This window comes from Agrococcus sp. ProA11, from assembly GCF_039880525.1.
GTDB classification, from domain to species: Bacteria; Actinomycetota; Actinomycetes; order Actinomycetales; family Microbacteriaceae; genus Agrococcus; species Agrococcus chionoecetis.
Map to the genome: position 1 here is coordinate 422680 of NZ_CP156989.1, position 24367 is coordinate 447046.

The window sequence follows — 24367 nt, forward strand, 5'->3', positions numbered from 1 at the left end:
CACGGCGCACGGCGCGGCGCGGCGCGGCTAGCATCGAGGGGATGGCTTCCCCTCGCTCCGGCAACCCCGCGAAACGCGCACAGATCGCCGGCACCGCACCCAGCCCCGCGACCACCCGCGACTGGATCGCCGCGTCCCGGCCCCGCACGCTCGGCATGGCGATCGCCCCCGTCGCGCTCGGCACCGCCGCGGCCTTCAATGCCGAGGGCTACCACCTGGGCATCGCGCTCGCGTGCCTGGCGCTCGCGGTGTTCCTGCAGATCGGCGTGAACTTCGCCAACGACTACTCCGACGGGGTCAAGGGCACGGATGCCGTGCGCGTCGGCCCCGGCCGCCTCGTCGGCGCGGGCAAGGCCGAGCCGCGCACGGTGCGGAACGTCGCGATCGGCTTCCTCGCCGCGAGCGCCGTGGCTGGCCTGCTGGTCGTGCTGCTGTCGGGTCGCTGGTGGCTGCTGCTCGTCGGCGTCGTCTGCATCGTCGCCGCGTGGGGCTACACCGGAGGCAAGCGGCCGTACGGCTACTACGCCCTCGGCGAGCTCATGGCGTTCCTGTTCTTCGGCCCGGTCGCGGTCGTCGGCACGACCTACGCCATCATTGGCCGCATCACCGAGGACTCGGTCGCGCTCGGCATCGCCATCGGCGCCATCTCCGCGGCATTGATGCTGTGCAACAACCTGCGCGACATCGAGACCGACCGCGCTGCCGGCAAGCGGAGCCTTGCGACGCTCATCGGCCGGCGCGCAGCCAAGCTGCTCTACGTGACGCTGATGCTCGTGCCGTTCGGCATCCTCTGGGTCTTCTCCTTCGCGCTCGCCTACGGCATCGCGGTGTTCACCGTGCTGCTCCTGGCGGTGCCCGCGATGGTCATCGTGCTGATGGCGCGCACGCCGCGCGACCTCATCACGGCGCTCGGTCTCACCGGCCTGACCGCGCTGCTGTACGGCGTCGGCCTCGCGATCGCGATCTGGGGCGGCCCGGCCGGCTTCGTCACCGTCGGCTGACGCGACGGCACGCAGCGGCTCGCCCAGCGCGACCCGCGCATCCGAGCGGGCTCGCCCCGCTGCGTCCGCTGCGACTGCGCAGATGTGTCGCTAACGGCTCCCAACCGGGGCGGATGAGCGCCGCATGCGACAACTCTGCGCTCCGGGCGGTTGCGATGCGGGCAGCGTCAGGGGCGAGCGGATGCGTCGGGGTCGGTGGGATGTGCGGGGTCCGTGGGGTGCGCAGGGTCGACGGGATGCGCGGGATCGGCGGGGTCCGCGGGATCGGCGGAGTCCGCGGCGTCGTCGGCGCGCGGCTGCTCGACCAGCGAGTCCTCGATCTCTGCGTCGTCGGGCTCCGCGCCGTCGCGCTTGCGGCCCTCGCGCATCCGCTGCAGATCGGATGCCGCCTCGTTCCGCAGCTTCGGGAAGAACACGATCGACGCCGCGAAGGCGAACGCCACCGAGACGAGCGCCGACAGCAGCCACGGGACCTTGGCGACCATGAGCAGGGTGAACGGTGCGATGAACAGCAGCGCGCGCACGATCAGGTAGCGCATCGAGGGGGACATGAGAACAAGTCTATGAGCGACCCATAGCGATGGGGCCTACCCTGGGGGGATGCGCTGGCTCATCATCGGAGGGATCCTGGCCCTGGTGGTCACGGTCTATGCGCTCGTCGACCTCACGGTGACCGACGATCGCCGCATCCGCCGCCTCAACCGCGTGCTGTGGGTCGTGCTCATCGTGGTGCTGCCGCTCGTCGGCGCGATCGGCTGGCTGACCTGGGGCAAGGGCCCGCGTGCCACGGCCCCGCCCATGGCGCCCGACGACGACCCGTCGTTCTCGCGCCCCTCCGCAGTGAGCATCAGCGAGACCGACCGCCGCATCGCCGAGATCGAGGCGCAGCTGGCCGCGCTGGACGAGGAAGACCCCCGCGCGGACGCGAAGCCGGAGCCCTCGGATGCCGCGGACACGCCGCAGCCGAAGCCGGAGGAGACCTCCACGCAGGCGCCCGCCGCTCCGCCTGCTGCCGAGGCGGAGCCGAAGCCTGCGCCGTCGAAGCCTGCGCCGTCGCAGCCTGCGCCGCCGAAGTCGAAGTCGCCGAAGCAGAAGCCCGCAGACGACGCCGACGGTCAGGAGCATCGCGCCCCTGACGACGGCGACGCCGCGCGTGCCTGACGCCTCCCCGGCCGCCGCCTACGCCGATCGCCTGGTCGTCGCGCTCGCCGCCGCCGGAGTCACTGACCTCGTCGTCTGCCCCGGCTCGCGGTCGCAGGCGATCGCGCTCGCCGCGGCCCGCGCCGACCGCGAGGGGCTGCTCGACCTGCACGTGCGCATCGACGAGCGCTCCGCGGCATTCCTCGCGCTCGGGATCGCGCGCGAGACGGGCGGCCCCGTCGCGATCGTGGTCACGAGCGGCACCGCGCTCGCGAACCTGCATCCTGCGATGCTCGAGGCGCACCACAGCGACGTGCCGCTGATCGCGATCACCGCCGACCGGCCGGCCGAGCTGCAGGGCATCCGGGCCAACCAGACGACCGTCCAGCCGGGGCTGTTCGGAGCCGCAGCGCGGGTCGTGCTCGATGTCGGTGCGGATGCGCTGGACGACCCAGAGGGCGACGCGGTGCGCGCGGTGCAGGCATCGCTCGGCTGGCGGCACCCCGGTGCCGACGACGCCGGCCACACCGAGCCGGGCCCGGTGCAGCTGAACGTCGCCTTCCGCGAGCCGCTCTCTGGCGGCGCGCCAGCGTCAGGGCCAGCGGTCGACGCCGTCGGGCGGCCGCCGACCCCCACCTCGGTGCTGCGGGCAGCCGCGTCGACGGTCGTGATCGCCGGCGCCGACGCCGGCCCGGTCGCGGTCGATGTCGCCGAGGCGATCGGTGCGCCGCTGATCGCCGAGCCCACCTCCGGCGCGCGGTTCGGGCCCGCGCTCGTGCCGCACGCTCGCGACGTGCTCGCGCAGCTCGGCGACCTGGTGCGCCGCGTCGTCGTCATCGGCCACCCGACGCTGTCCCGTGCGGTGACCGGGCTCATCCGCCGGCCGGATGTCGAGGTCGTCGTGCTCGGACGGGTCGCGCAGGACAACGTGCGTGGCACCGGCAGCACGACGGTGCTCGCCGGACGCATCCAGGTCGAGGAGCTGGAGGCGGAGACCGAGAGCATGGGGCAGGCGTGGATCGAGCGATGGGTGCGCGCGGGACGAGCGCTCGCCGCCGAGCGCGATGCCGATGCCGCGCCCGATTCCGATCTCACGCGTGCGGACTACGCGCGGTCCGAGCTGACCGACGCTCGCGCGCCGATCACGCGCCGCGACCTCGTCACGCAGGTGTGGGATCGCACCTGGCCGCACGACCGGCTGGTGGTCGCGGCATCCCGCCTGATCCGCGAGCTCGACACCTGGGCCGGGCCCAAGGCGGTGACCGCGCGCGCCAATCGTGGGCTTGCCGGCATCGACGGCACCGTCGGCACCGCGTCCGGCGTCGCGATCGCCCATGCGCGATCGGGCGAGCCCGGCCTGACCCGGCTGCTGATCGGCGATCTCGCCCTGCTGCACGATGCCGGTGGGCTGCACGTGCCGCCCGGCGAGACGCGCCCGCACCTGCAGATCGTGGTCGGCAACGACCGCGGCGGCAGCCTCTTCGAGCTGCTCGAGGTCGCCGGCAGCGCCGATGCGGGCGACTTCGCGCGGGTGCAGCGCACACCGCACGACGTCGACCTCGAGCACCTCGCGGCCGCCTACGGCTGGCCGTACGAGCGCGTCACCGATCGCGCGGGCCTGCGGAGAGCGCTCTCGCAGTCCCGGCCGGGCATCATCGAGGCAGTGCTAGGAGGAGCGTCGGATGCGCAGCAGCTCTGACCGGAGCGCGATGCGGATCGGCCCGCAGACCACGCTCGTCATCACCGGAGGCGGCAGCGGCATCGGCCGACTCGTCGCGCTCGCCGCCGCACGCAAGGGCGCGCACGTCGTGCTCTGGGATCGCGACGAGCCGAGCGCGCGGCGGGTCGCGGCAGAGGCGGACGCGGCGGGCGGAAGCGGCTCGGTCGTCGTCGTCGACCTGGCGGACGCCGATGCGATCGAGCTGGCCGCGGCCGAGACGCTCATGCTGGGCCCGGTCGACGTGCTCGTCAACAACGCGGGTGTCGTCTCTGGCAAGCCGTTGACCGAGCTGACGGCAGCGCAGATCGATCGCACCATACGGGTCAACGCGATCGCACCGCTGCTGGTCACCCGCGCGTTCCTGCCCGCGATGCGCGACGCGGGACGCGGGCGCATCGTGACCGTCGCCAGTGCCGCGGGCTTCATCGGGGTCGCCGGGCAGACCGACTACGCCGCCAGCAAGTTCGCCGCAGTCGGCTTCATGGAGTCGCTCCGCGCGGAGCTGCGCAAGACCGGCTCGCCGATCACCGCACTCACGGTCGCGCCCTTCTACATCGACACCGGCATGTTCGAGGGCGTCACGACCAAGGTGCCGGCGCTGCTGCCGATCCTGTCGCAGGCCTCCGTCGCCACCCAGATCATGGGCGCGATCGAGTCGCGCGCATCGCTGCTCGCGCTGCCGCCGCTGGTGCGATTCGTGCCCGCCATCAAGGTGCTGCCGACCGCGATCGGCGACTGGCTGGCGGATGCGCTGGGCGTCAACGAGGGCATGGACGGCTTCACGGGTCGCGCGAGCGATTCCGCCGTCCAGGGCGGCGGCCGGTCGTCCCAGTAGTCTCAGCGCATGACCGAGATCACTGACGCTCTCCGCATCACCCGCTCCGTCCAGCTCGCAGAGGTCGACCCCCGGTCCACGCCCGGGTTCGACGGCAAGAAGGCCGACGGTCGCGAGGCGCTGGAGGCGGGAGCCGACCGGCTCGCCGATCTGCAGGAGCGCCTGTTCGCCGCCAGCAAGGAGGGCGGCGAGCGCTCGGTGCTGCTGATGGTGCAGGGCATGGACACCTCGGGCAAGGGCGGCATCATGCGCCACGTCGTCGGCCTGATCGATCCGCAGGGAGTCGACATCACGGCGTTCAAGGCACCGACGGCTGCCGAGCGGAAGCACGACTTCCTCTGGCGGATCGAGCGAGCGCTGCCGAAGCCGGGCAGCATCGGCGTCTTCGACCGATCGCACTACGAGGACGTGCTGATCCACCGCGTGCACGAGCTCTCGCCCGCGGAGGAGATCCAGGAGCGCTACGGCAAGATCGTCGAGTTCGAGCGCGAGATCGCCGCGCGGGGCATCCGGCTCGTCAAGGTGATGCTGCACATCTCCTTCGAGGAGCAGGGCGCACGCCTCCTGGAGCGGCTGGACCGCCCCGACAAGCACTGGAAGTACAACCCCGGCGACGTCGACGAGCGGGAGCACTGGGACGCCTACATGGAGGCGTACCAGGTCGCCATCAACCGCACCGCTCGAGCGGATGCGCCATGGCACGTCGTGCCGGCCGACCGCAAGTGGTACGCGCGGCTCGCGGTGCGCGAGCTGCTGCTCGAGGCGCTCGAGGATGTCGATCCGCAGTGGCCGCTCGCTGACTATGACGTGGCGGCGGAGCGCGAGCGCCTGCTCGCGTTGGGCGGCGTGCCCACGCCGGAGGAGGAGTCCTCCGAGCGCGCCGAGAAGCCGAAGAAGAAGTCGAAGAAGGCCAAGAAGAAGGCCAAGCAGGCGATGGAGAAGGCGGAGAAGGCGGAGAAGGCCGAGAAGAAGGCCGACACGCAGGCTGCACGGGACGAGTGAGTCGTCGCGCAGCCCACGCTAGGGGAGCGGGTCGGCGAGCGCGTCGGTGATCGGTCGCAGCTTCACTGCGGTCTCCGCGAGCTCCTCGTCGGCGACCGAGCCAGCCACGATGCCGGCTCCGGCGAACGCCCGGATCGAGCCGTCGCCGGCGATGTCTGCACCGCGCAGCGCGATCACCCATTCGCCTCCGCCCTCGCCATCGATCCAGCCGACCGGGCCGGCGTAGCGGCCGCGGTCGACGCCCTCGAGCTCGCGGATGATGGCGAGCGATGCGGCGCGCGGCGTACCGGCGACCGCGGCGGTCGGATGGAGCAGCGCGAGCACGTCGAGTGTGGAGCCGCCGCTGAGCGTGCCCGTGATGTCGGTCGCCAGATGCCACAGGTTCGGCAGCCGCAGCGGGAACGGCTCCGATGCGCGCGCGTCCGGCGCGAGCGTGCGCAGCACCTCCATGGCGGATTCGGCGGCGAAGCGGTGCTCTCGGAGATCCTTGTCGCCGGAGGCGAGCATCTCGGCGATCTCGGCGTCGAGGCCAGGGGTCGCGCCCCGCGCGGCGGTGCCGGCGAGCACGCGCGAGAAGAAGTGGCCCCGATCGGCGGCGATGAGCGTCTCCGGACTCGCGCCGATCAAGCCGTCGACGGCGTAGGTGACGGCGTCCGGATAGCGCTGCACGAGACCGACCGCGACCGAGCGCACGTCACCGCCCTCGGGCAGCTGCCCGACGCGATCGCGCGCGACCACGACCTTCTCCGCGTCGCCCGACCTGATCCGCTCGGTCGCCTCGGCGACGATCGCTCGGTATCGCGGCGGGTCGATCGCGCCGTCGACGAGCTCGACGCGCACCTCATCGACCGCGGTCGGATGCAGTCGGCCCTCGTCGCCGATCCAGGTCACCCACTCGTCGTCGCCCCGGCGCCCCACCACGACCTGCGGCACGATCAGCACGCTCGTCGCCGCGGAGGCATCGTCGAAGGCGAACGCGCCGAAGGCGATGAGCCCCGTGCCCGGCACGCCGACCGCGTCGTCGACGACGGCCTCGCGGGCGATCGCACGCCACGCATCCGCCGCATCGGTGAAGCGCGCCGCGCCGCGGAATTCGAGGCGCAGCGCCTCGCCGCGGCCGACGATGCCGTCGGCTCCGCGCCGGACGGCCAGCGGGAACCGCGGGTCCGCATGCTCCAGTAGGCGCCCGAGCTCCGCGCGCTCGGTGCGCACCCGCAGGCCTGGCATGCAGCCAGCCTACGCGCGCTGCCCGCGGAGCCTGGACGCTCGTCGGGGAACGCGCGCGCGAGGGAGCCTAGGATGGAGGCGTGAGCCGAGCCGACATGCAGAAGGACCCGAACGAGGTTGCGGGCATGTTCGACGCGACGGCAAAGCGCTACGACCTGCTCAACTCGCTGCTCTCCGGCGGCAACGACAAGCTCTGGCGCATCCACATGCAGCGCGCCGTGCGGCCGAAGCCGGGCGAGCGGATCCTCGACGTCGCAGCGGGCACCGGCGCATCCGCGGCGCCGATGGCGAAGGCGGGCGCCCTCGTCACGGCGCTGGACCTGAGCCAGGGGATGATCGAGGAGGGCCGCAAGCGCCACCCCGACATCGAGTTCGTGCACGGCACCGCCGAGGAGCTGCCGTTCGAGGACGACACCTTCGACGCCGTCACGATCTCGTTCGGCCTGCGCAACGTGCAGAATCCCCGGGCCGCGCTGAGCGAGTTCCTGCGCGTGCTCAAGCCCGGCGGGCGCGTGGTCATCTGCGAGTTCTCGCAGCCTCCCGTGAACGTGGTGCGCCGCAGCTACGAGCTGTACCTGCGCACGCTGCTGCCCGGCATGGCACGCGCGGCCAGCAGCAACCCCGAGTCGTACCGCTACCTGGTCGAGTCGATCAGGGCGTGGCCCGAGCAGGAGGTGCTCTCGCAGTGGATCCGCACGGCCGGCTTCACGCGCGTCGCCCACCGCAACCTCACCATGGGCGTCGTGGCGCTGCACCGCGGTCGGAAGCCGACGGAGATCACGAGCGCGATGCGCCTCGCACGCCACGCCCAGCCGGAGGAGCAGGACGTCTGATGGCGGTCACCTCGGCCTTCGGGCTGCGCGGGCCGCGCTTCGCGACGCCCGCCGACAGACGGGTCATCGACGCGGTCGAGACCGGGCTCGCGCGGCTGGAGCTGCTGCTCGACGAGCACCTGCGAATCGCCGACCCGGTCGCGGATGCCGTGGCCCGCTACCTCAACGAGGCCGGCGGCAAGCGCGCGCGGCCGCTGCTGCTGCTGCTCGCCGCCCATCTGGGGCGAGGCATCGACGACGAGGTGCTCGCGGCCGCCCAGGTGGTGGAGATCACCCACCTCGCGAGCCTCTACCACGACGACGTCATGGACGAGGCGGACACCCGACGGGGCGTGCCCGCCGCGCACGTCGTCTGGAGCAACTCGGTCGCGATCCTCGCCGGCGATCTGCTGTTCGCCCGCGCGGGCGCCGTCTCTGCGCCGCTCGGCAGCGAGGTCGCCAAGCTGCAGGCGCGCACCTTCGAGCGCCTCTGCCTCGGGCAGCTGCACGAGACGCTCGGACCCGGCGACGCCGACCCGGTCGAGCACTACCTGCAGGTGCTGAGCGACAAGACCGGCTCGCTCATCGCCGCCGCCGCCGAGCTCGGCATCATCATGAGCGATGCCGACCAGGCCTACCGCGCACCGCTGCGCGAGTTCGGCGAGCGCATCGGTGTTGCGTTCCAGCTGATCGACGACGTCATCGACCTCTCGTCGAACCCGGCCACCGGCAAGGATCAGGGCAACGACGTGCGCGCGGGTGTCGACACCCTGCCGGTGCTGCTGCTCGCCAGGCGCGACGACGCCGCCTCGGTCGCGCTCCGCGCGCGGCTCGCGTCGCCGGCCGATGACACCGACCTCGCCGCCGCGATCGCCGAGCTCGCCGGGCACCCGGTCGTGCAGGAGTCGATCGCGGAGGCCGAGCGCTTCCAACGACAGGCGCTCGACGCGCTGCAGGCGCTGCCCTCCGGCACCGTCCGACGCGGCCTCGAGGCTTTTGCTCGACACGTCGTCTCGCGCGACCGTTGAACCCCGGCGGCGCAGCCGCCCCGCACGCTGAAGGAGAACCGTGAGCGAACCGCTCCGCATCGCCGTGGTCGGCGCAGGCCCGGCCGGCATCTACGCCGCCGACATCCTGAAGAAGTCGGCTGCCGAGCACGGCCGCGACGTCTTCATCGACCTGTTCGAGCAGCTGCCCGCGCCCTACGGGCTGGTCCGCTACGGCGTCGCCCCCGATCATCCGCGCATCAAGGGCATCATCGCGGCGCTCCGCGAAGTGCTCGAATCGGGCGTCGTGCGCCTGTTCGGCAACGTGCGCTTCGGCGAGGATGTGACCCTCGACGACCTCGAGCAGCACTACCACGGGGTGATCTTCGCCACGGGCGCGACGAAGGACGCACCGCTCGAGATCCCCGGCATCGACCTGGAGGGCTCCTACGGCGCCGCCGACTTCGTCTCCTGGTACGACGGCCACCCCGATGTGCCGCGCGAGTGGCCGCTGGAGGCCAAGGAGATCGCGGTCATCGGCAACGGCAACGTCGCACTCGACGTGGCTCGCATGCTCGTCAAGCACCCCGAGGATCTGCTGCCGACCGAGGTGCCCGACAACGTCGTCGAGGGACTCCGCGCGTCCCCGGTCACGGATGTGCACGTCTTCGGTCGCCGCGGCCCGCTGCACGTGAAGTTCACGCCGCTCGAGCTGCGCGAGCTGGGCGAGCTGCGCGACGTCGACATGATCCTCCACGACGAGGACTTCGGCGTCGATCCCGATGAGGAGACGCTGAAGCAGAACAAGCAGATCCTGGTGATCTCGCGCGTGCTCGACCAGTGGCGGCAGCGAGCGACCGGCACGGCGAGCCGCCGGCTGCACCTGCACTTCTGGTCGAAGCCGGATGCGGTGCTCGGCGACGAGCACGTCGAGGCGCTGCGCGTCGAGCGCACCCGGCCCGCCGAGCACGGGCTCGAGGCCACGGGTGAGTTCCGCGACATCCCGGTGCAGGCGGTCTACCGGGCGGTGGGCTACTTCTCGTCGCCGCTGCCGGACGTGCCCTTCGACGATCTGCGCGGCGTGATCCCGAACATCGCCGGCCGCGTGCACGACGGCTCGCGCCCGATGCCGGGCATGTACGCCACCGGCTGGATCAAGCGCGGCCCGGTCGGCCTCATCGGCCACACGAAGTCGGATGCGAAGGAGACCATCGAGCAGCTGCTCTCGGATGAGCACTCCTGGTGGAAGCCGCAGGCCTACGATGCGGATGCCGTGCCGGCGCTGCTGGCCGAGCGCGAGGTCGCGTGGACGGACATCGCGGGCTGGATCCGTCTCGACGAGCACGAGCAGGCGCTCGGTGAGCCGCACGGCCGCGCGCGCATCAAGGTCGTGCCGCGCGACGAGATGATCGCCGTCTCCCGCCCCGAGTAGCCCCCACCCCCGCAGGGCGCGTCACGAGACCGACGCGCCCGCCCCCCGCAGGTCGAGGAGCGCCCGCAGGGCGCGTCACGAGACCGGACGTGCCCCCCCGCTACTGCAACGCCGAGCTCAGCCGCGCAATGCTGTCGAAGGCCTGCGCGACCCGCGGCCTGGCCATCCACGCCGGCAGCGTGAGCTCCGTCGACTGCTGCCGGTAGGCATCCGCGATGCCCTGCAGCTGCGCGACCATCGAGGTGCCCTCCAGCAGCATCGACACCTCGAAGTTCAACCCGAACGAGCGCATGTCGATGTTTGAGGAGCCGATCACCGAGACCCGGTCGTCGAAGGTCATGAACTTCGAGTGCAGCACCGTCGGCTTGGCGAACAGGATGATCTTGACGCCCGCGCGCAGCAGCTCCTCGTAGTAGGAGCGCTGCGCGTGATAGGTCCAGAACTGGTCCCCGACCTCGCTCGCAAACAGCTCGACCTCGATGCCGCGCATGGCCGCCGAGGTGATCGCGTACCGCATCGCCTCGTCGGGCACGAAGTAGGGGCTCACGATCGTGATCCGCTGCTCGGCGGCATGCACGAGCTCGAGGAAGATGCGCAGGTTCACTTCACCCTCGAAACCGGGGCCCGACGGGATCACGGATGCGTTCAGATCACCACTGGGCGTCTCGGTCTCGCTCGCGAGCTCGACGAGCTCGTTCGTCTCGGCCCACCAGTCCGACCAGAACAGCGCATCGAGGGCGACCACCGTGGGGCCGGCGAGCTCGATCCAGGCATCTCGCCACTGCAGCCCGCGGCGGATGTTCCTGCGCAGCAGGTAGGAGGGATCGATGAGGTTGAGCGAGCCCGTGAAGCCGACCGTGCCGTCGATGACGACGAGCTTGCGGTGGTTGCGCAGGTCGGGTCGCTGCCACTGCTTGCGCCACGGCCGCAGCGGCAGCATGTCGCGCACTTCCGCACCCATGCCCCGGAGTCGGGCGAGCGTCTCCTTGCGGCGCGGATACCGCACACTCGTGAGGTGGTCGACGAGCACGCGGACGATGACGCCGCGTGCCCTGGCCCGCTCGAGCGCGGCGAAGAAGACCTCGGTGCGCTCGGACGCGACCAGCAGGTAGAACTCGATGTGCACGAACTGCTCGGCCTCATCGATGTGCCGTGCCATGGCCTCGAGCTGCGCGTCGAACTCTCCCCAGACGACCCCCGTGACGGGGCCGACATGCGGCATCGAGGAGAGCTCGCGGTTGAGCTCCACGACGCCGGCGAGCCAGCTGGGGCGGCCGGGGAAGGCCTCCGCGTCAGCGACCTCGAGCGTCGTCTCGCCGATGAGCTTCTGGATCGCCGCCATCTTGTTGCGGCGGCTCTTGGGCAGGCGGTTGTTGCCGAGCAGGGCGAAGATGATCCAGCCCGCGATCGGCTGGATCATGATGATGAGCAGCCACGCGATCGCCGAGGCGGGCTTGCGGTTGTACGGCACCGTGACGATGGCCAGCAGCCGCAGGCCGACGTCGACCACCACGTACAGCCACGTGAGGGCCTGGGTGAGCGTCAGCTCCACTGCATCTGCTTCACGCAGGTCACCGGCACTGCTCGGGCTAGCGGAAGTTGAGGAACTGGAGGTCGATCTCGAAGTCGCCGCCCTTGAGCAGCTTGATCGCCGCCTGCAGGTCGTCGCGGCTCTTGGAGCTCACGCGCACCTCGTCGCCCTGGATCTGCGCCTTGACCGACTTCGGCCCTTCCTCGCGGAGGAGCTTCGTGACCTTCTTCGCGTTCTCGGTCGAGATGCCGTCCTTCAGGGCGATCTCGATGCGGAACTCCTTGCCGGAGGGGTACGGGTCGCCCTGTTCGAGCATCTTGAGCTCGATGCCGCGCTTGATGAACTTCGACTGCACGACGTCGAGCACGGCCTTCACGCGCTCCTCGGAGGTCGCCTTCAGGAGCACCTTGTCGCCGCTCCAGGCGACGTCGGCGCCGACGCCCTTGAAGTCGTAGCGCTGCTCGACCTCCTTGCGCGCCTGGTTGACGGCGTTCTCCGCCTCCATCTTGTCGACCTTGCTGACCACATCGAACGAGGAATCTGCCATGCCCCGATCCTACGCATCGTTCCGCTCCGCGCAGCCGCACAACGCAAGCCCGAGGGTCGCCTTCCGCGAGGCAAAACGGCGATCCGGCCCGGGCAGCAACTCTCATGACTGAGGCCAACGACGAAGCCCCGTCGCAAGGACGGGGCTTCTGGAGTGGCGAGTGAGGGATTCGAACCCCCGAATGCTGAGCAGTCTGATTTACAGTCAGATCCCTTTGGCCGCTTGGGTAACTCGCCGTGGCCGATCACGGCCGCCGTCCAGCATACATGGCGACACCGCCGGGCGACGACCTCGGCAGGCGCTCGCTGTGCCGGATAGATTCGACGGATGCACGAGCTCCATGACCTGCTGGTCGGCATCGCCGTCGAGGCCGCGACCCTGGCGCGGCAGCGCCGAGCCGAAGGCGTCACGATCGCCGCGAGCAAGTCGAGCCTCGAGGACATCGTGACGGACGCCGACCGCGAGGTGGAGCGGCTGATCGTCGATCGCATCCGCGCCGCCAGGCCCGAAGACGGGATCCTCGGCGAGGAGGGCACGAGCATCGTCGGCGCCTCCGGCCTCACGTGGGTCATCGACCCGATCGACGGCACGGTCAACTACCTCTACGACATCCCCGCCTACGCGGTCTCGATCGCGCTCGTGGAGGGCGCGCCCGACCCGACGACCTGGCGTGCGCTCTCCGCCGCGGTCGTCAACGCGGCAACCGGCACCGTCTTCGAGGCGCAACGCGGCGGCGGAGCGCGGCGGGATGGCCGCCCGATCACGGTGGCGGATGCGGTGCCCGCCGAGATCGCGCTCGTCGGCACCGGCTTCGGGTACGACGGCGAGCGTCGGGTTCGGCAGGCCGCCGTGGTGCAGGGCCTGATCGGATCCGTACGCGACATCCGCCGCATCGGTGCGGCTTCCCTAGACCTCGCGTCGGTGGCGAGCGGCAGCCTCAACGCCTACTTCGAGCGCGGTCTGCAGCCCTGGGACATGGCCGCAGGCGCGCTGATCGTGGAGGAAGCAGGCGGCGTGGTGCGGGGGTGGGATGGTGCACCGGCGAGCAGCGACTTCCTGCTCGCCGCGTCACCGGCGCTGGCCGACGAGCTCATGGCGCTCCTGGCCCCACTGCGCCCAGCCGACGTGTGACCCTTGCCACACCGTTATCGATCCGTTATATTTGGTGGTTGGACAGGGCAATGCGCGTGCACTCGGCATGCCGTTGCACCCTTGCACCGGTCCATGCGACGATCGGTGCCGACAGGTCCCTGGATCTGCGCGCGAGCGCGATCCGACACTGACCCCGACCTGAGGACGGCCCCAGCGTGACGTATCCCACCCGACGAGCTCTTCGCTCGTCTGCTGTGGACGCTGCGCGAGCCGAGGGGGAGCAGCCCACCCGACGTGCGCTGCGCGAGCAGGAGCGCGCCGCAGCGGCGATCGCGATGACCGCGAGCGAGGCGCGCGCGCTCGAGCGCGTGTTCGTCGCCGAGGGCGCGGCGCCGCTGTACACGAGCCGGCGAGCACTCCGCGAGGCCGCGACGCGCGTCGCGCAGGATCTCCCGGTCACGATCGCCGAGGCGACCTACACGGCTCCGATGATCACCGTCGCTGCGCCGTCGCTCGGCAATGGCGGCGAGGCGCTCCCGGCCGTTCGGCCTCCGCGGCCACTCGCGCCGCGCGTGGTCCGACGCGCGCCGATCGCGCCGCCGCCGCAGCGCAAGGGCGAGCGCACCCGACGCATCGCGCAGAAGCTCTCCGCCGGCGGTGCGCTGCTGTTCATCGGCTCGCTCGTGGTCGTGACCTCCCTGCCGGCGCAGGCCGTGCAGCCCGCGGCCGGCATCGACCCGGAAGTGGCGCAGATCCACGACGACGTGCAGACGCTCGACAGTGTCTCTACCGAGACCACTACCTACTTCGCGCGCGACGACGTGACGGTCAACGACCAGATGGCCGTCGCGCGGATGTCCGCTGGCGAGCGCGCCGCCTACCAGGCAGTCGCCGACAGCGAGCCAGTCGGTCGCTCGTACACGGGCGACCCCGCGTTCCCGCAGGTCTGGAGCATGCTCGAGACCGGGTTCGTGCAGACACCCTTCCCCACCATGGACCAGGTGCCGGTCTCGAGCCAGTTCGGCTACCGCGTCGGCGGCTACCACGGCGGCAGCGACCTGACGCCCGGCCTCGGCACCGAGATCCGCCCGATCGCGAACGGCGTCGTGTCGGCGGTCTGGCAGGGGAATAACCCGGGCGGCGGCGGCTACGCGGTCTTCATCGACCACAACATCGACGGCCAGTTCGTGCAGTCCTGGTACGCGCACATGATGCCGGGCACGATCAATGTGGAGGTCGGCCAGGTGGTCGACATCACCGACGTCGTCGGTCAGGTCGGCAACTCCGGCCGCTCGACCGGTCCGCACCTGCACCTCGAGCTCAAGAACTCGGACTACGTCTCGTTCGACCCCATGCTCTGGCTGCAGACGCGCGAGATGAACCTGGAGTCCCGCTAGGCACTCGCCGCAGCGCGGGCCGGTCGGCCCGGCGCCGCACCACGGCGGCGCGCGACTATGCGCCCGTCCGCACCCAGACGACCTCGTCCGCCGCGAGCGATGCCGAGTCCAGCGGCGACGACGTCAGCAGGATCTCGCCGCGCGGCACATCGACCGCGTCATGCCCGAGATTGGCCACGACCGTGACAGCGCCGATCCTGAACGACAGCGCGGTCGGGCCCACGTCGATCCATTCGAGCGTGCCCGTGGCCAACGAGAACTCCCGGCGCAGCCGCAGCGCGCGGCGATACAGCTCGAGCGTCGAGCCCGCCACCCCGTTCTGCGCGTCGTGAGCGAGCGCCGCCCACTCCGGCGGCTGCGGCAGCCAGCTCTCGCCCGTGGCGTTGAAGCCGTAGGCGGGCGCGGCGGCCTCCCACGGGATCGGCACGCGGCATCCGTCGCGACCCCACAGCTCGCCCTGCGTGCGGGCGAAGGTCGGGTCCTGCCGCTGGTGCGGCTCGATCGCCGTGACCTCCGGCAGGCCGAGCTCTTCGCCCTGGTAGACGTATGCGCTGCCGGGGAGCGCGAGCATGAGCGCTGTCGCGGCACGGCCGCGGCGCAACGACACGGTCGGATCCGCCTTCGAGATCGAGGTCGGGCCGATCCCCGCGCCGTGGGGCGGCGGTGGGACGAGCGCGAGCCGCGTGCGGTGCCGGATGGTGTCGTGGTTCGACAGCACCCAGGTCGGGGGAGCGCCGACCGCGCCGAACGCCTTGATCGAGTCGTCGATCACCGTCCGGAGGCGCTGCGCGTCCCAGGGCGTCTCGAGGTAGACGAAGTTGAACGCCTGGTGCATCTCGTCGGGCCGCACGAAGCGGGCCATCTTCTCCAGCGGCTGCACCCAGGCCTCGGCGCAGAGCACACGGTCGCCGTCGTACTCCTCCAGCACCCGGTGCCAGCGGCGGTAGATCTCGTGCACGTGCTCCTGGCCGAAGTAGGGCGACTCCATCGACCCGGCTGCCAGCAGCTCCTCGTCGACATCCGGCAGGCCCGGCGCCTTCGCGTTGCCGTGCGCCACGTCGACGCGGAAGCCGTCGACACCGCGGTCGAGCCAGAAGCGCAGCACGTCGACGAACATGTCGCCGACCTCCGGGTGATCCCAGTCGAAGTCGGGCTGCGAGGAGTCGAACAGGTGCAGGTACCACTGGCCGTCCGGCACGCGCGTCCATGCGGGGCCACCGAACACGCTCTGCCAGTTGTTCGGCGGCAGTGCGCCGTCCTCGCCCTTGCCATCGCGGAAGATGTAGCGGGAGCGCGCCTCGCTGCCGGGCCCGGCGGCAAGCGCCTCCTGGAACCACACGTGCTCGCTCGAGGAGTGGTTGGGCACCAGGTCGACGATCACTCGCAGCCCCAGGTCGTGCGCCGTCTCGAGCATCCGGTCGAAGTCGTCGAGCGTGCCGAAGATCGGGTCGACGTCGCGATAGTCGGCGACGTCGTAGCCGGCATCCTTCTGCGGCGAGCGGTAGAACGGGCTGAGCCAGATGGCGTCGACGCCGAGCTCCGCGACCTGCGGAAGCCGCGCGGCGATGCCCTGCAGATCACCGACGCCGTCGCCCGAGGCGTCCGCGAACGAACGCGGATAGATCTGGTAGATCACGGCGGATCGCCACCACTCGGCACCGGCAGTGCTGGAGTCCTGGGGGGCGACGGGCTGCGTCGAGAGATCAGTCATGCGTCAAGGCTATGCGGATGCGCGGTGTTGCGCATGATCGGCGGGCCGAGACGGCGGTGCCAACGCGCTCCGCAGGCACGATCGCGGCCGAATGGTCACGACTTGCCAACGATTGGTCACCGAGGGCCGCGTCGTGTTGCAGATCGGGGGACGTGCCGACAGCATTAGCCGGGCCCTGCCCCCGGCACCCGTCGGGGGATGCGCCCTCACAGCTGAAGGAAGGCACCATGAAGCAGAGCAGCCTCATGAAGGTGGCAGGAGCAGGCGCACTCGCGCTGACGCTCGCCGCCTGCTCGGGCGGCGGCACGCCCGCCCCGTCGAGCACCGACGCAAGCCCGGCCCCGGAAGGCGGCGGCGACCTCGTCATCTGGATGGACGAGAACCGCGCGACCGCACTCGAGGGCGTCATCGCGACCTTCGAGGAGGAGACCGGCACGACCGTCGAGGTGGTCGTGAAGGACTTCGGATCGATCCGTGACGACCTGACCACGCAGGCACCCTCCGGTGAGGGCCCCGACGTGGTCGTCGGCGCGCACGACTGGATCGGCAAGCTCGTGCAGAACGGCGTCATCGCGCCGGTCGAGCTCGGCGATCTGGCCGGCGACTTCGAGGACGTCTCGATCCAGGCCATGACCTACGACGGCTCCGTCTACGGCGTTCCCGTCTCGATCGAGAACATCGCGCTCGTGCGCAACACGGCGCTCGCACCCGACGCGCCCGCCAGCTGGGACGAGCTCGTCTCGACCGGTCAGGCAGCGGTGGAGTCCGGCGAGGCGGAGTTCCCGCTGCTGGTCGGCATCGACCCGAACAACGCCGACCCGTACCACCTGTACCCGATGCAGGCCTCCTTCGGCGGCCCGGTCTTCGGCATGAACGAGGACGGCTCCTACAACTCGGAGGACCTGCAGCTCGGCAACGAGGGCAACGTCGAGTTCGCGTCCGCGCTCGCGCAGTGGGGCGCCGACGGCATCGTCAACCTCAACATCTCGCAGGACATCGCCAAGGAGCAGTTCGCCAGCGGCGCCTCGCCGTACACGATCACGGGCCCCTGGAACCTCTCGACGTTCCAGGAAGCAGGCGTCGACTACGCGATCAGCGAGATCCCGTCGGCCGGCGGCCAGGCCGCGACGCCGTTCGTGGGCGTGCAGGGCTTCATGGTGTCGCAGTACGCGAACAACCCGATCGTGGCGGCGCAGTTCCTGACCGACTACATCGCCGGTGACGCCGCGCAGACCGCCATCTTCGAGTCCGGCCAGCGCGCTCCCGCGCTGTCGTCGGCGTTCGAGGCCGCGCAGTCGAACGAGGACGTCGCCGCCTACGGCGCCGTCGGCGCCGAGGGCGTGCCGATGCCGAACATCCCCGAGATGGACGCGCTCTGGGCCGACTGGGGCACCACCGAGGCGCAGATCATCGCCGGCGACGGCGACCCGGCAGCGCTCTGGACGGCTATGGCCGACAAGATCCAGGGTTCGCTCGACTGATCCGCCTCGACGCTGCGGCGGCCGGCTCCTGCGGGGGCCGGCCGCTGTAGCCTCTGCATCGCACCACCGCTGTCCTGCACCGCAGGCAGCCATGCCCGTCGGCGAGGAGCCCGAGTGACGACGACGTCCGAATCCGCACGCACGAGTGCCCCGAAGCGGGGCATCATGCACCAGCCGCCCAGCCTGCGCACCATGATCGTGAAGATCGCGATGCTCGCGATCGTCGATGCGATCGCCGTGTTCGCGATGACGATCCTCTTCTTCCAGGAGAGCTGGACGGTGCTCGCGGTGCTCGTGCTCGCGACGCTGCTGGTCAACATCGTCTACCTCTCGCCCGGGCTGCTGCCGGCGAAGTACCTCACGCCGGGGCTCGTCTTCCTGGCCATCTTCCAGATCTTCGTCGTGCTGTACTCCTGCTACATCGCCTTCACGAACTACGGCGACGGGCACAACTCCACGAAAGAGGACGCGATCGCCGCGCTCGTGTCGCAGAACACGCAGCGCATCGAGGGGTCGCCCGTCTACCAGGTGCAGGTCGTCGAGAACCTCACCGGCCTGGGCCTGCTCGCCACGGCACCCGACGGCGCCGTGCTCGTCGGCACGGCAGACGACGCGCTCGCCCCGGTCGACCCGGCCGCGGTGACGCTGGATGGTTCGCGCGCCACGGCGGTCGAGGGCTGGACCAGCCTGTCGATGCAGGACGTGCTGCAGCGCCAGCAGGAGATCACGAGCCTGCAGGTGCCGCTCGACGAGGAGCTCGAAGGCGGCTTCCTGCGCACCTCCAATGCCGTGCAGGCGTTCGTCTTCCAGTCGAACTTCGTCTACGACGCGGACGCCGACACCCTGACCGACTCCGCATCCGGCACCGTCTACCGCGATCTCGGCAACGGCCAGTTCGAGACCGAGGCGGGCGAGGTGCTCGGCACCGGCTGGCAGATCCTGGTCGGCTTCGAGAACTTCCTCTACCCGTTCCAGAACCAGAAGTACGGCGAGGCGCTGTTCTCCGTGACGGTCTGGACCTTCGGCTTCGCGCTGCTGTCAGTCGGGCTGACGTTCGTGCTCGGCCTGTTCCTGGCGCTGACGCTGAACGATCCGCGCATGCGCTCGCGCAAGGTCTACCGGGTGCTGTCGATCCTGCCGTACGCCTTCCCGTCGTTCCTGTCGGCCCTGGTCTGGCTCGGCCTGCTGAACACCGAGTTCGGCTTCATCAACGAGGTGCTGTTCGGCTCCGCCAACATCCCCTGGCTCACCGATCCCTGGCTGGCGAAGTTCTCGGTGCTGCTGGTCAACATCTGGCTCGGCTTCCCCTACATGTTCCTCATCTGCATGGGCGCGCTGCAGTCCATCCCCGAGGAGCTCACCGAGGCGGCCACCGTCGACGGTGCGAGCCCCTGGCAGGTCTTCAGCAGCATCAAGTTCCCGCTGCTGCTCGTGTCGACGGCACCGCTGCTCATCTCGTCGTTCGCGTTCAACTTCAACAACTTCAACACCATCTACCTGCTGACGCGCGGCGGGCCGCGCATGGCGGGAGTGGATGAGAACGTCGGGCACACCGACCTGCTGATCACGCTGGTCTACAAGACCGCCTTCGAGGCCGGAACGCGCGACTACGGCCTCGCATCCGCGCTGTCGATCATCATCTTCCTGATCGTCGCGACCATCTCGCTGATCGCGTTCTCGCGCACCAAGGCGCTGGAGGAGCTCAACTGATGAGCACAGAACTCGACCCCGGCGCCGCCCAGACGGCGCGCCCCCGCCCCGTGGCCCGACCGCGGATGTCGGCAGGCAAGTGGCTCCGCACCCTCGGCTGGCGCCACCTGGTCGGCATCGCGATCGTGATCTTCGCCACGTTCCCGCTCGTCTACGTGCTGAGCGCCTCGTTCAACCCGAGCGGCACGCTGACCGGCTCGAACCAGCTCTTCCGCTCGCTGTCGGTCGACAACTACGTGCAGCTGCTGACCGACACCCGGCGTCCCTACGCGATCTGGTTCACGAACACGCTCATCGTCGGCATCGTCACATCGCTCGGCACCGTGCTGCTGGGTGCGCTCGCCGCCTACGCGTTCTCACGGATGCGCTTCACCGGCAGGCGCCAGGGGCTGTTCGGGCTGATCCTCGTGCAGATGTTCCCGCAGCTGCTCGCGGTGGTCGCGATCTACGCGCTCATGCGCGGCATCAGCCAGGTCTTCCCCGCCATCGGCCTCGACACCCTGGTCGGCCTCATCATGATCTACCTGGGCGGCGCGCTGGGCGTGAACACGTACCTGATGTACGGATTCTTCAACACCGTGCCCGCATCGATCGACGAGGCGGCGAAGATCGACGGCGCGGGTCACGCGCGCATCTTCTTCACGATCATCCTGCCGCTGGTGGCACCCATCCTCGCCGTCATCGGGCTGCTGTCGTTCATCGGCACCACGAACGACTTCCTGATCGCCTCCGTGATCCTGAACAGCCCCGACAAGCTCACGCTGGCGGTGGGCCTGTTCCGCTACGTGTCCGAGGAGACGAACACCAACTACCCCGTCTTCGCCGCCGGCGCGGTGCTCGCCGCGATCCCCGTCATGGCCCTGTTCCTCTGGCTGCAGAAGTACATCGTGAGCGGTCTCACGGCGGGCGCGGTGAAGTAGCCGATTCCCGCCGTCGCCCCGGCTGTGGCAAGGTGAGGCCGTCACCGTCTGCACCGCCGCCCGGGAGGAAGCCGCCATGCCCGTCACCAAGGCCCCCATCGACCGCGGTCGGTTCTCCAACAAGACCGTCTTCATCCTGGCCGCCATCGGCTCGGCAGTCGGCCTCGGCAACATCTGGCGCTTCCCCTACGTCGCCTACGAGGGCGGCGGCGGCGCGTTCATCCTGCCGTACCTCATCGCGTTGCTGGTGGCCGGCATCCCGCTGCTGCTGCTCGACTACGCGATCGGCCACTCGCAGCGCGGCTCCGCGCCGCTGGCCTTCGCCCGGCTGTCCCGCAGGCTCGAGTTCATCGGCTGGTGGCAGGTGGCGATCTGCGTCGTCATCGCCGTGTACTACGCAGCGATCCTCGCCTGGTCGGCGCAGTACGTCGGCTTCTCGTTCACCCAGGCGTGGGGCGACGACCCAGAGGGATTCCTGTTCGGCGACTTCCTGCAGGCGGCCGACAACGAGGTGACCCTGCAGTTCGTGCCGGCCGTGCTGATCCCGATGGTGGTCATCTGGGCGCTCACGATCATCATCATGGCGCTCGGCGTGCAGAAGGGCATCGGAGCCACCGCAGTGCTGTTCATCCCGGTGCTGCTGATCACCTTCGGCGCGCTGGTGGTGCAGGCGCTGTCGCTGCCCGGTGCGTTCGACGGGCTGCAGACCCTCTTCGCGCCCAACTGGGCGGCGCTGCTCCAACCGGCCGTGTGGGCGAGCGCCTTCGGCCAGATCTTCTTCTCGCTGTCCGTCGGCTTCGGCATCATGATCACCTACTCGTCCTACGTCGGCAGGAAGACCGACATGACCGGATCCGGCTTCGTCGTCGGCTTCGCCAACTCGGGCTTCGAGCTGCTCGCCGGCATCGGCGTGTTCAGCGCGCTCGGCTTCCTGGCGCAGTCGTCCGGCCTCGCCGTCTCCGAGGTCGTGACCGCAGGTATCGGACTCGCCTTCGTCGCCTTCCCGGCGATCATCTCCCAGGCGCCCCTGGGAGCGCTGCTCGGCGTGCTGTTCTTCACCTCGCTGGTGCTGGCGGGCTTCACGTCACTCATCAGCGTCCTCGAGGTCGTCATCTCTGCGGTCCGCGACAAGCTCGAGCTCGGCCGCGTGCAGGCAGCGCTCATCGTCACGGTGCCCATGGCGGCCGTGAGCATCGTGCTGTTCTCGACCACGAGCGGCGTGCTCGTGCTCGACATCGCCGACTACTTCATCAACCGCTTCGGCATCCTGCTCGTCGCGCTCATCGCGATGCTGTCCATCGCGTGGGGCGTGCGCCGCGTGCCATCGCTCGCGCAGCACATGAACCGCTATGGGTCGGTGAAGCTCGGGCGCTGGTGGGTCGCGCTCGTGATGGTCATCACCCCGATCGCGATCGCGATCATGCTCGTGCTCGAGGTCGGCGCCGCGATCGCGGAGCCCTACGGCGGCTATCCGGCCTGGATGCTCGGCGTGTTCGGCTGGGGCGCCGCGGGCGCCGCGCTCGTCGCGGCGATCCTGCTCTCGATCCCGAAGTGGAAGTCCGCGACGCCGCTCGAGGCGCCGGAGCATGACGAGGAGGTGATCCGATGACCATCGGAGCCATCGTGATGATGACGATCAGCATCGTCGTCCTGTGGGGCGGCCTCACCGCCGCGATCGTGAACATCATCCGTTTCAAGGGCCCTGAGCCCGGGGACTCGATGCGAGACCTGTGACCAGGATGACCTAGCGTGGTCGAGTGCTCCAGCCTCACCACGACGGTTCATCCCTCCACGTCTCGACGCTGACGCCCACCATGGGCGAGATCGTCCGGGTGCGCCTGCGCGTGCCCGTCTCGCACGACACCCCGCTCGAGGTGCTCGTGCGCTCCAACCCTGATCGCGAGCCCTTCTTCAACAAGGCCCTGCACGTCGGCACCGCCGGCGCCTACGACTGGTGGGAAGCCGAGATCCGGGTGGTGAATCCCGTGCACCGCTACCGATGGCTCGTGCACTACGCCTCTGGTCACACCGAGTGGATCAACCAGGAGGGCGTGCACCCGATCGAGACCCGCGACGACGCGGACTTCGCGCTGGTGGCATACCCGTCGCCGCCGTCCTGGGCGACGGATGCGGTGCTCTACCAGGTGTTCCCCGACCGGTTCGCGCGCTCGCAGCAGGCCGAGCAGCACGCGACCCCGGAGTGGGCGCAGGCGGCGTCATGGGACGAGCCGGTGATCGGCACGGGCCCCGGAGTCTCCACCCAGCTCTACGGCGGCGACCTGCCCGGCGTCGAGGAGCACCTCGATCACCTGGTCGAGCTGGGAGCCACGGTGCTGTACCTGACTCCAGTCTTCCCCGGCGACTCGAACCACCGCTACAACGCCTCCACCTTCGACGTCGTCGATCCGCTGCTCGGCGGCGACGAGGCGCTCGTCTCGCTCGTCGAGGCGGCGCACGCGCGCGGTCTCAAGGTGATGGGGGATCTGACGAGCAACCACACGGGCGACACGCATGCCTGGTTCCAGGCCGCCCAGGCCGACGAGGATGCCCCGGAGCGCGCGTTCTACTACTTCCACGACGGCGGCACCTACGCCTCGTGGCTGGGGCACGGGTCGCTGCCCAAGCTGAACTGGAACTCGCAGGAGCTGCGCGACCGGTTCATCGAGGGCCCCGACTCGGTGGTCGGCAAGTGGCTGCGGCCGCCGTACTCGTTCGACGGCTGGCGCATCGACGTCGCCAACATGACCGGCCGCTACGAGTCGGACGACCTGAACGCCGAGGTGCGGCAGATCATCCGCAAGACCATGATCGACATCAACCCGGACACGCTGCTGCTGGGGGAGTCGACCAACGACGCGACGGATGATTTCCAGGGCGATGCCTGGCATGGCGCGATGACCTACGCGAACTTCACGCGCCCCGTGTGGGGCTGGCTGTCGGTGCCGGGCTCGGCGGCGTTCGGCGGCCTCGGCATGGCGCGGTCGGTCATCCCCTCCTACTCCGGTGTCGACGTGCACGCGCAGCACCAGCGCTTCGTCGCGGGCATCCCGTGGCGCACGAGGCTCCACAACATGAACGCGCTCGACACGCACGACACCCCGCGCTTCGCCACCAACGCGCTGCCCGGCGCCGTGCCCGTCGCGCTCGGCATGGCCGTGGCGCTGCCGGGCATCCCGGTGGTCTGGTCGGGCGACGAGCTGGGGCTCACGGGCGCCAACGGCGAGGATTCCCGCACGCCCATGCCGTGGGACACCATCGATGAGCATGCCGAATCCATCGACCTCTACCGGGCGCTGCTCGCGCTTCGCAGCCAGCAGCCCGCGCTCCGCGGGGGCGGGATGCGGTGGCTGCACGTGGGTGAGGAGGCACTCGTGTGGATCCGCGAGACGCGCGACTCCAGCGTGCTGTGCGTTGCCGCTCGAGGCTTCTATGACGTGGTCATCGACGAGGGCGACGTGGGCCTCGCCGGGGAGCCGACGCGGCTGTTCGGCGACGGCGGCGTCAGCATCTTCGGCGACGGCGGCGTGCGCCTGACCGGCTCCGGTCCCGCGTTCGCGGCCTGGGGGCTGCCGGGCGTCGTGCTGCCGCATACCGACGGTGACGACGAGCAGGCGCAGCGAGACATGCTGGACGAGAATGCGGCGCAGGACGCCGCGCTCGCCCACGGCGAGGCTGCCGCGCCGACGCTCACCGCCGCCTGGAGCAAGGACACCCTCGACGAGTAGCGCCGCCCTGCGCCGCCTTCCGCGAATCGAGGAGGGGCCGGCGGCCCCGTCACGAGACCCCGCCGCCGCGAGTGTGCGAGCACGCTTCCGCCGATGCT

The 24367-nt window shown here is 70.3% G+C and carries 20 protein-coding genes, 1 tRNA gene and 1 pseudogene; 16 read left to right on the plus strand and 6 right to left on the minus strand.

Annotation, left to right across the window (positions count from 1 at the left end):
• Positions 1-41 precede the first annotated feature (41 nt).
• Positions 42-1001 carry a 1,4-dihydroxy-2-naphthoate polyprenyltransferase gene (locus ABG090_RS02035; RefSeq protein WP_347755945.1) on the plus strand — a complete coding sequence of 320 codons (960 nt, stop codon included), beginning with the start codon at positions 42-44 and terminating at the stop codon, positions 999-1001.
• 167 nt (positions 1002-1168) lie between these two features.
• On the opposite strand, the gene ABG090_RS02040 is transcribed toward ABG090_RS02035, so the two are convergent.
• The gene (locus ABG090_RS02040) at positions 1169-1552 is read right to left on the minus strand and encodes a DUF4229 domain-containing protein (protein ID WP_347755946.1); all 384 of its coding nucleotides are present in this window, start codon (positions 1550-1552) and stop codon (positions 1169-1171) included.
• 49 nt (positions 1553-1601) lie between these two features.
• Here ABG090_RS02040 and ABG090_RS02045 point away from each other — a divergent pair, with 49 nt between their 5' ends.
• The 4 genes and pseudogenes from ABG090_RS02045 to ABG090_RS02060 all read left to right on the plus strand — a co-directional run.
• Entirely contained in the window at positions 1602-2162 is a 561-nt protein-coding gene (locus ABG090_RS02045; protein ID WP_347755948.1) for a PLDc N-terminal domain-containing protein, read from the plus strand.
• Positions 2155-3840: a 2-succinyl-5-enolpyruvyl-6-hydroxy-3-cyclohexene-1-carboxylic-acid synthase gene (menD, locus tag ABG090_RS02050; protein WP_347755950.1), complete on the plus strand. Its 1686-nt coding sequence runs from the start codon at positions 2155-2157 to the stop codon at positions 3838-3840. Before ABG090_RS02045 ends, menD begins: the two co-directional genes overlap by 8 nt.
• A complete protein-coding gene (locus ABG090_RS02055) occupies positions 3824-4696 on the plus strand; it encodes an SDR family oxidoreductase (protein WP_347755952.1) in 873 nt (290 codons plus the stop codon). The genes menD and ABG090_RS02055 overlap by 17 nt, the downstream gene beginning before the upstream one ends.
• Before the next feature lie 9 nt (positions 4697-4705).
• A pseudogene (locus tag ABG090_RS02060) lies at positions 4706-5527 on the plus strand (PPK2 family polyphosphate kinase); the annotation flags it as partial.
• A 189-nt stretch (positions 5528-5716) separates the two neighbouring features.
• On the opposite strand, the gene ABG090_RS02065 reads toward ABG090_RS02060, so the two are convergent.
• Positions 5717-6925 carry an isochorismate synthase gene (locus ABG090_RS02065; RefSeq protein ID WP_347755953.1) on the minus strand — a complete coding sequence of 403 codons (1209 nt, stop codon included), beginning with the start codon at positions 6923-6925 and terminating at the stop codon, positions 5717-5719.
• 80 nt (positions 6926-7005) lie between these two features.
• Between ABG090_RS02065 and ABG090_RS02070 the strand changes: the two genes are divergently transcribed.
• From ABG090_RS02070 to ABG090_RS02080, 3 genes are read left to right on the plus strand one after another with little or no spacing between them, the layout of a single operon-like run.
• Entirely contained in the window at positions 7006-7758 is a 753-nt protein-coding gene (locus ABG090_RS02070) for a class I SAM-dependent methyltransferase (protein ID WP_347755955.1), read from the plus strand.
• Positions 7758-8765, plus strand: coding sequence for a polyprenyl synthetase family protein (locus tag ABG090_RS02075; RefSeq protein ID WP_347755957.1), 1008 nt, complete (start codon positions 7758-7760; stop codon positions 8763-8765). The genes ABG090_RS02070 and ABG090_RS02075 overlap by 1 nt, the downstream gene beginning before the upstream one ends.
• 40 nt (positions 8766-8805) lie before the next feature.
• Positions 8806-10155, plus strand: a complete 1350-nt coding sequence (locus ABG090_RS02080) for an FAD-dependent oxidoreductase (RefSeq protein ID WP_347755959.1) — start codon at positions 8806-8808, stop codon at positions 10153-10155.
• A 100-nt stretch (positions 10156-10255) separates the two neighbouring features.
• Here ABG090_RS02080 and ABG090_RS02085 read toward each other — a convergent pair whose 3' ends face one another.
• The 3 genes from ABG090_RS02085 to ABG090_RS02095 form a co-directional block, all read right to left on the minus strand.
• Positions 10256-11707 carry a phospholipase D-like domain-containing protein gene (locus ABG090_RS02085; RefSeq protein WP_347755961.1) on the minus strand — a complete coding sequence of 484 codons (1452 nt, stop codon included), beginning with the start codon at positions 11705-11707 and terminating at the stop codon, positions 10256-10258.
• A gap of 37 nt (positions 11708-11744) precedes the next feature.
• Positions 11745-12233: a YajQ family cyclic di-GMP-binding protein gene (locus ABG090_RS02090; RefSeq protein ID WP_347755962.1), complete on the minus strand. Its 489-nt coding sequence runs from the start codon at positions 12231-12233 to the stop codon at positions 11745-11747.
• A 154-nt stretch (positions 12234-12387) separates the two neighbouring features.
• Positions 12388-12469, minus strand: a tRNA-Tyr gene (locus ABG090_RS02095).
• 91 nt (positions 12470-12560) lie between these two features.
• Here ABG090_RS02095 and ABG090_RS02100 point away from each other — a divergent pair.
• Both ABG090_RS02100 and ABG090_RS02105 read left to right on the plus strand, forming a co-directional pair.
• Positions 12561-13364: an inositol monophosphatase family protein gene (locus ABG090_RS02100; protein WP_347755964.1), complete on the plus strand. Its 804-nt coding sequence runs from the start codon at positions 12561-12563 to the stop codon at positions 13362-13364.
• A 215-nt stretch (positions 13365-13579) separates the two neighbouring features.
• Positions 13580-14722: a M23 family metallopeptidase gene (locus ABG090_RS02105; protein ID WP_347755966.1), complete on the plus strand. Its 1143-nt coding sequence runs from the start codon at positions 13580-13582 to the stop codon at positions 14720-14722.
• Between the two features lie 55 nt (positions 14723-14777).
• On the opposite strand, the gene ABG090_RS02110 is transcribed toward ABG090_RS02105, so the two are convergent.
• Entirely contained in the window at positions 14778-16433 is a 1656-nt protein-coding gene (locus tag ABG090_RS02110) for a glycoside hydrolase family 13 protein (protein ID WP_347755968.1), read from the minus strand.
• 227 nt (positions 16434-16660) lie between these two features.
• Between ABG090_RS02110 and ABG090_RS02115 the strand changes: the two genes are divergently transcribed.
• The 6 genes from ABG090_RS02115 (at position 16661) to ABG090_RS02140 (ending at position 24269) form a co-directional block, all read left to right on the plus strand.
• Positions 16661-17914, plus strand: coding sequence for a maltose ABC transporter substrate-binding protein (locus tag ABG090_RS02115; protein ID WP_347755970.1), 1254 nt, complete (start codon positions 16661-16663; stop codon positions 17912-17914).
• Between the two features lie 114 nt (positions 17915-18028).
• Positions 18029-19624, plus strand: coding sequence for an ABC transporter permease subunit (locus ABG090_RS02120; RefSeq protein ID WP_347755972.1), 1596 nt, complete (start codon positions 18029-18031; stop codon positions 19622-19624).
• Positions 19624-20544 carry a sugar ABC transporter permease gene (locus ABG090_RS02125; RefSeq protein ID WP_347755974.1) on the plus strand — a complete coding sequence of 307 codons (921 nt, stop codon included), beginning with the start codon at positions 19624-19626 and terminating at the stop codon, positions 20542-20544. Before ABG090_RS02120 ends, ABG090_RS02125 begins: the two co-directional genes overlap by 1 nt.
• A gap of 76 nt (positions 20545-20620) precedes the next feature.
• On the plus strand, positions 20621-22153 hold the full coding sequence (locus tag ABG090_RS02130) for a sodium-dependent transporter (RefSeq protein ID WP_347755976.1): 1533 nt from the start codon (positions 20621-20623) through the stop codon (positions 22151-22153).
• Entirely contained in the window at positions 22150-22278 is a 129-nt protein-coding gene (locus ABG090_RS02135) for a methionine/alanine import family NSS transporter small subunit (RefSeq protein WP_347755978.1), read from the plus strand. The genes ABG090_RS02130 and ABG090_RS02135 overlap by 4 nt, the downstream gene beginning before the upstream one ends.
• Before the next feature lie 23 nt (positions 22279-22301).
• Positions 22302-24269, plus strand: a complete 1968-nt coding sequence (locus ABG090_RS02140; RefSeq protein WP_347755980.1) for a glycoside hydrolase family 13 protein — start codon at positions 22302-22304, stop codon at positions 24267-24269.
• Positions 24270-24367: the final 98 nt, after the last annotated feature.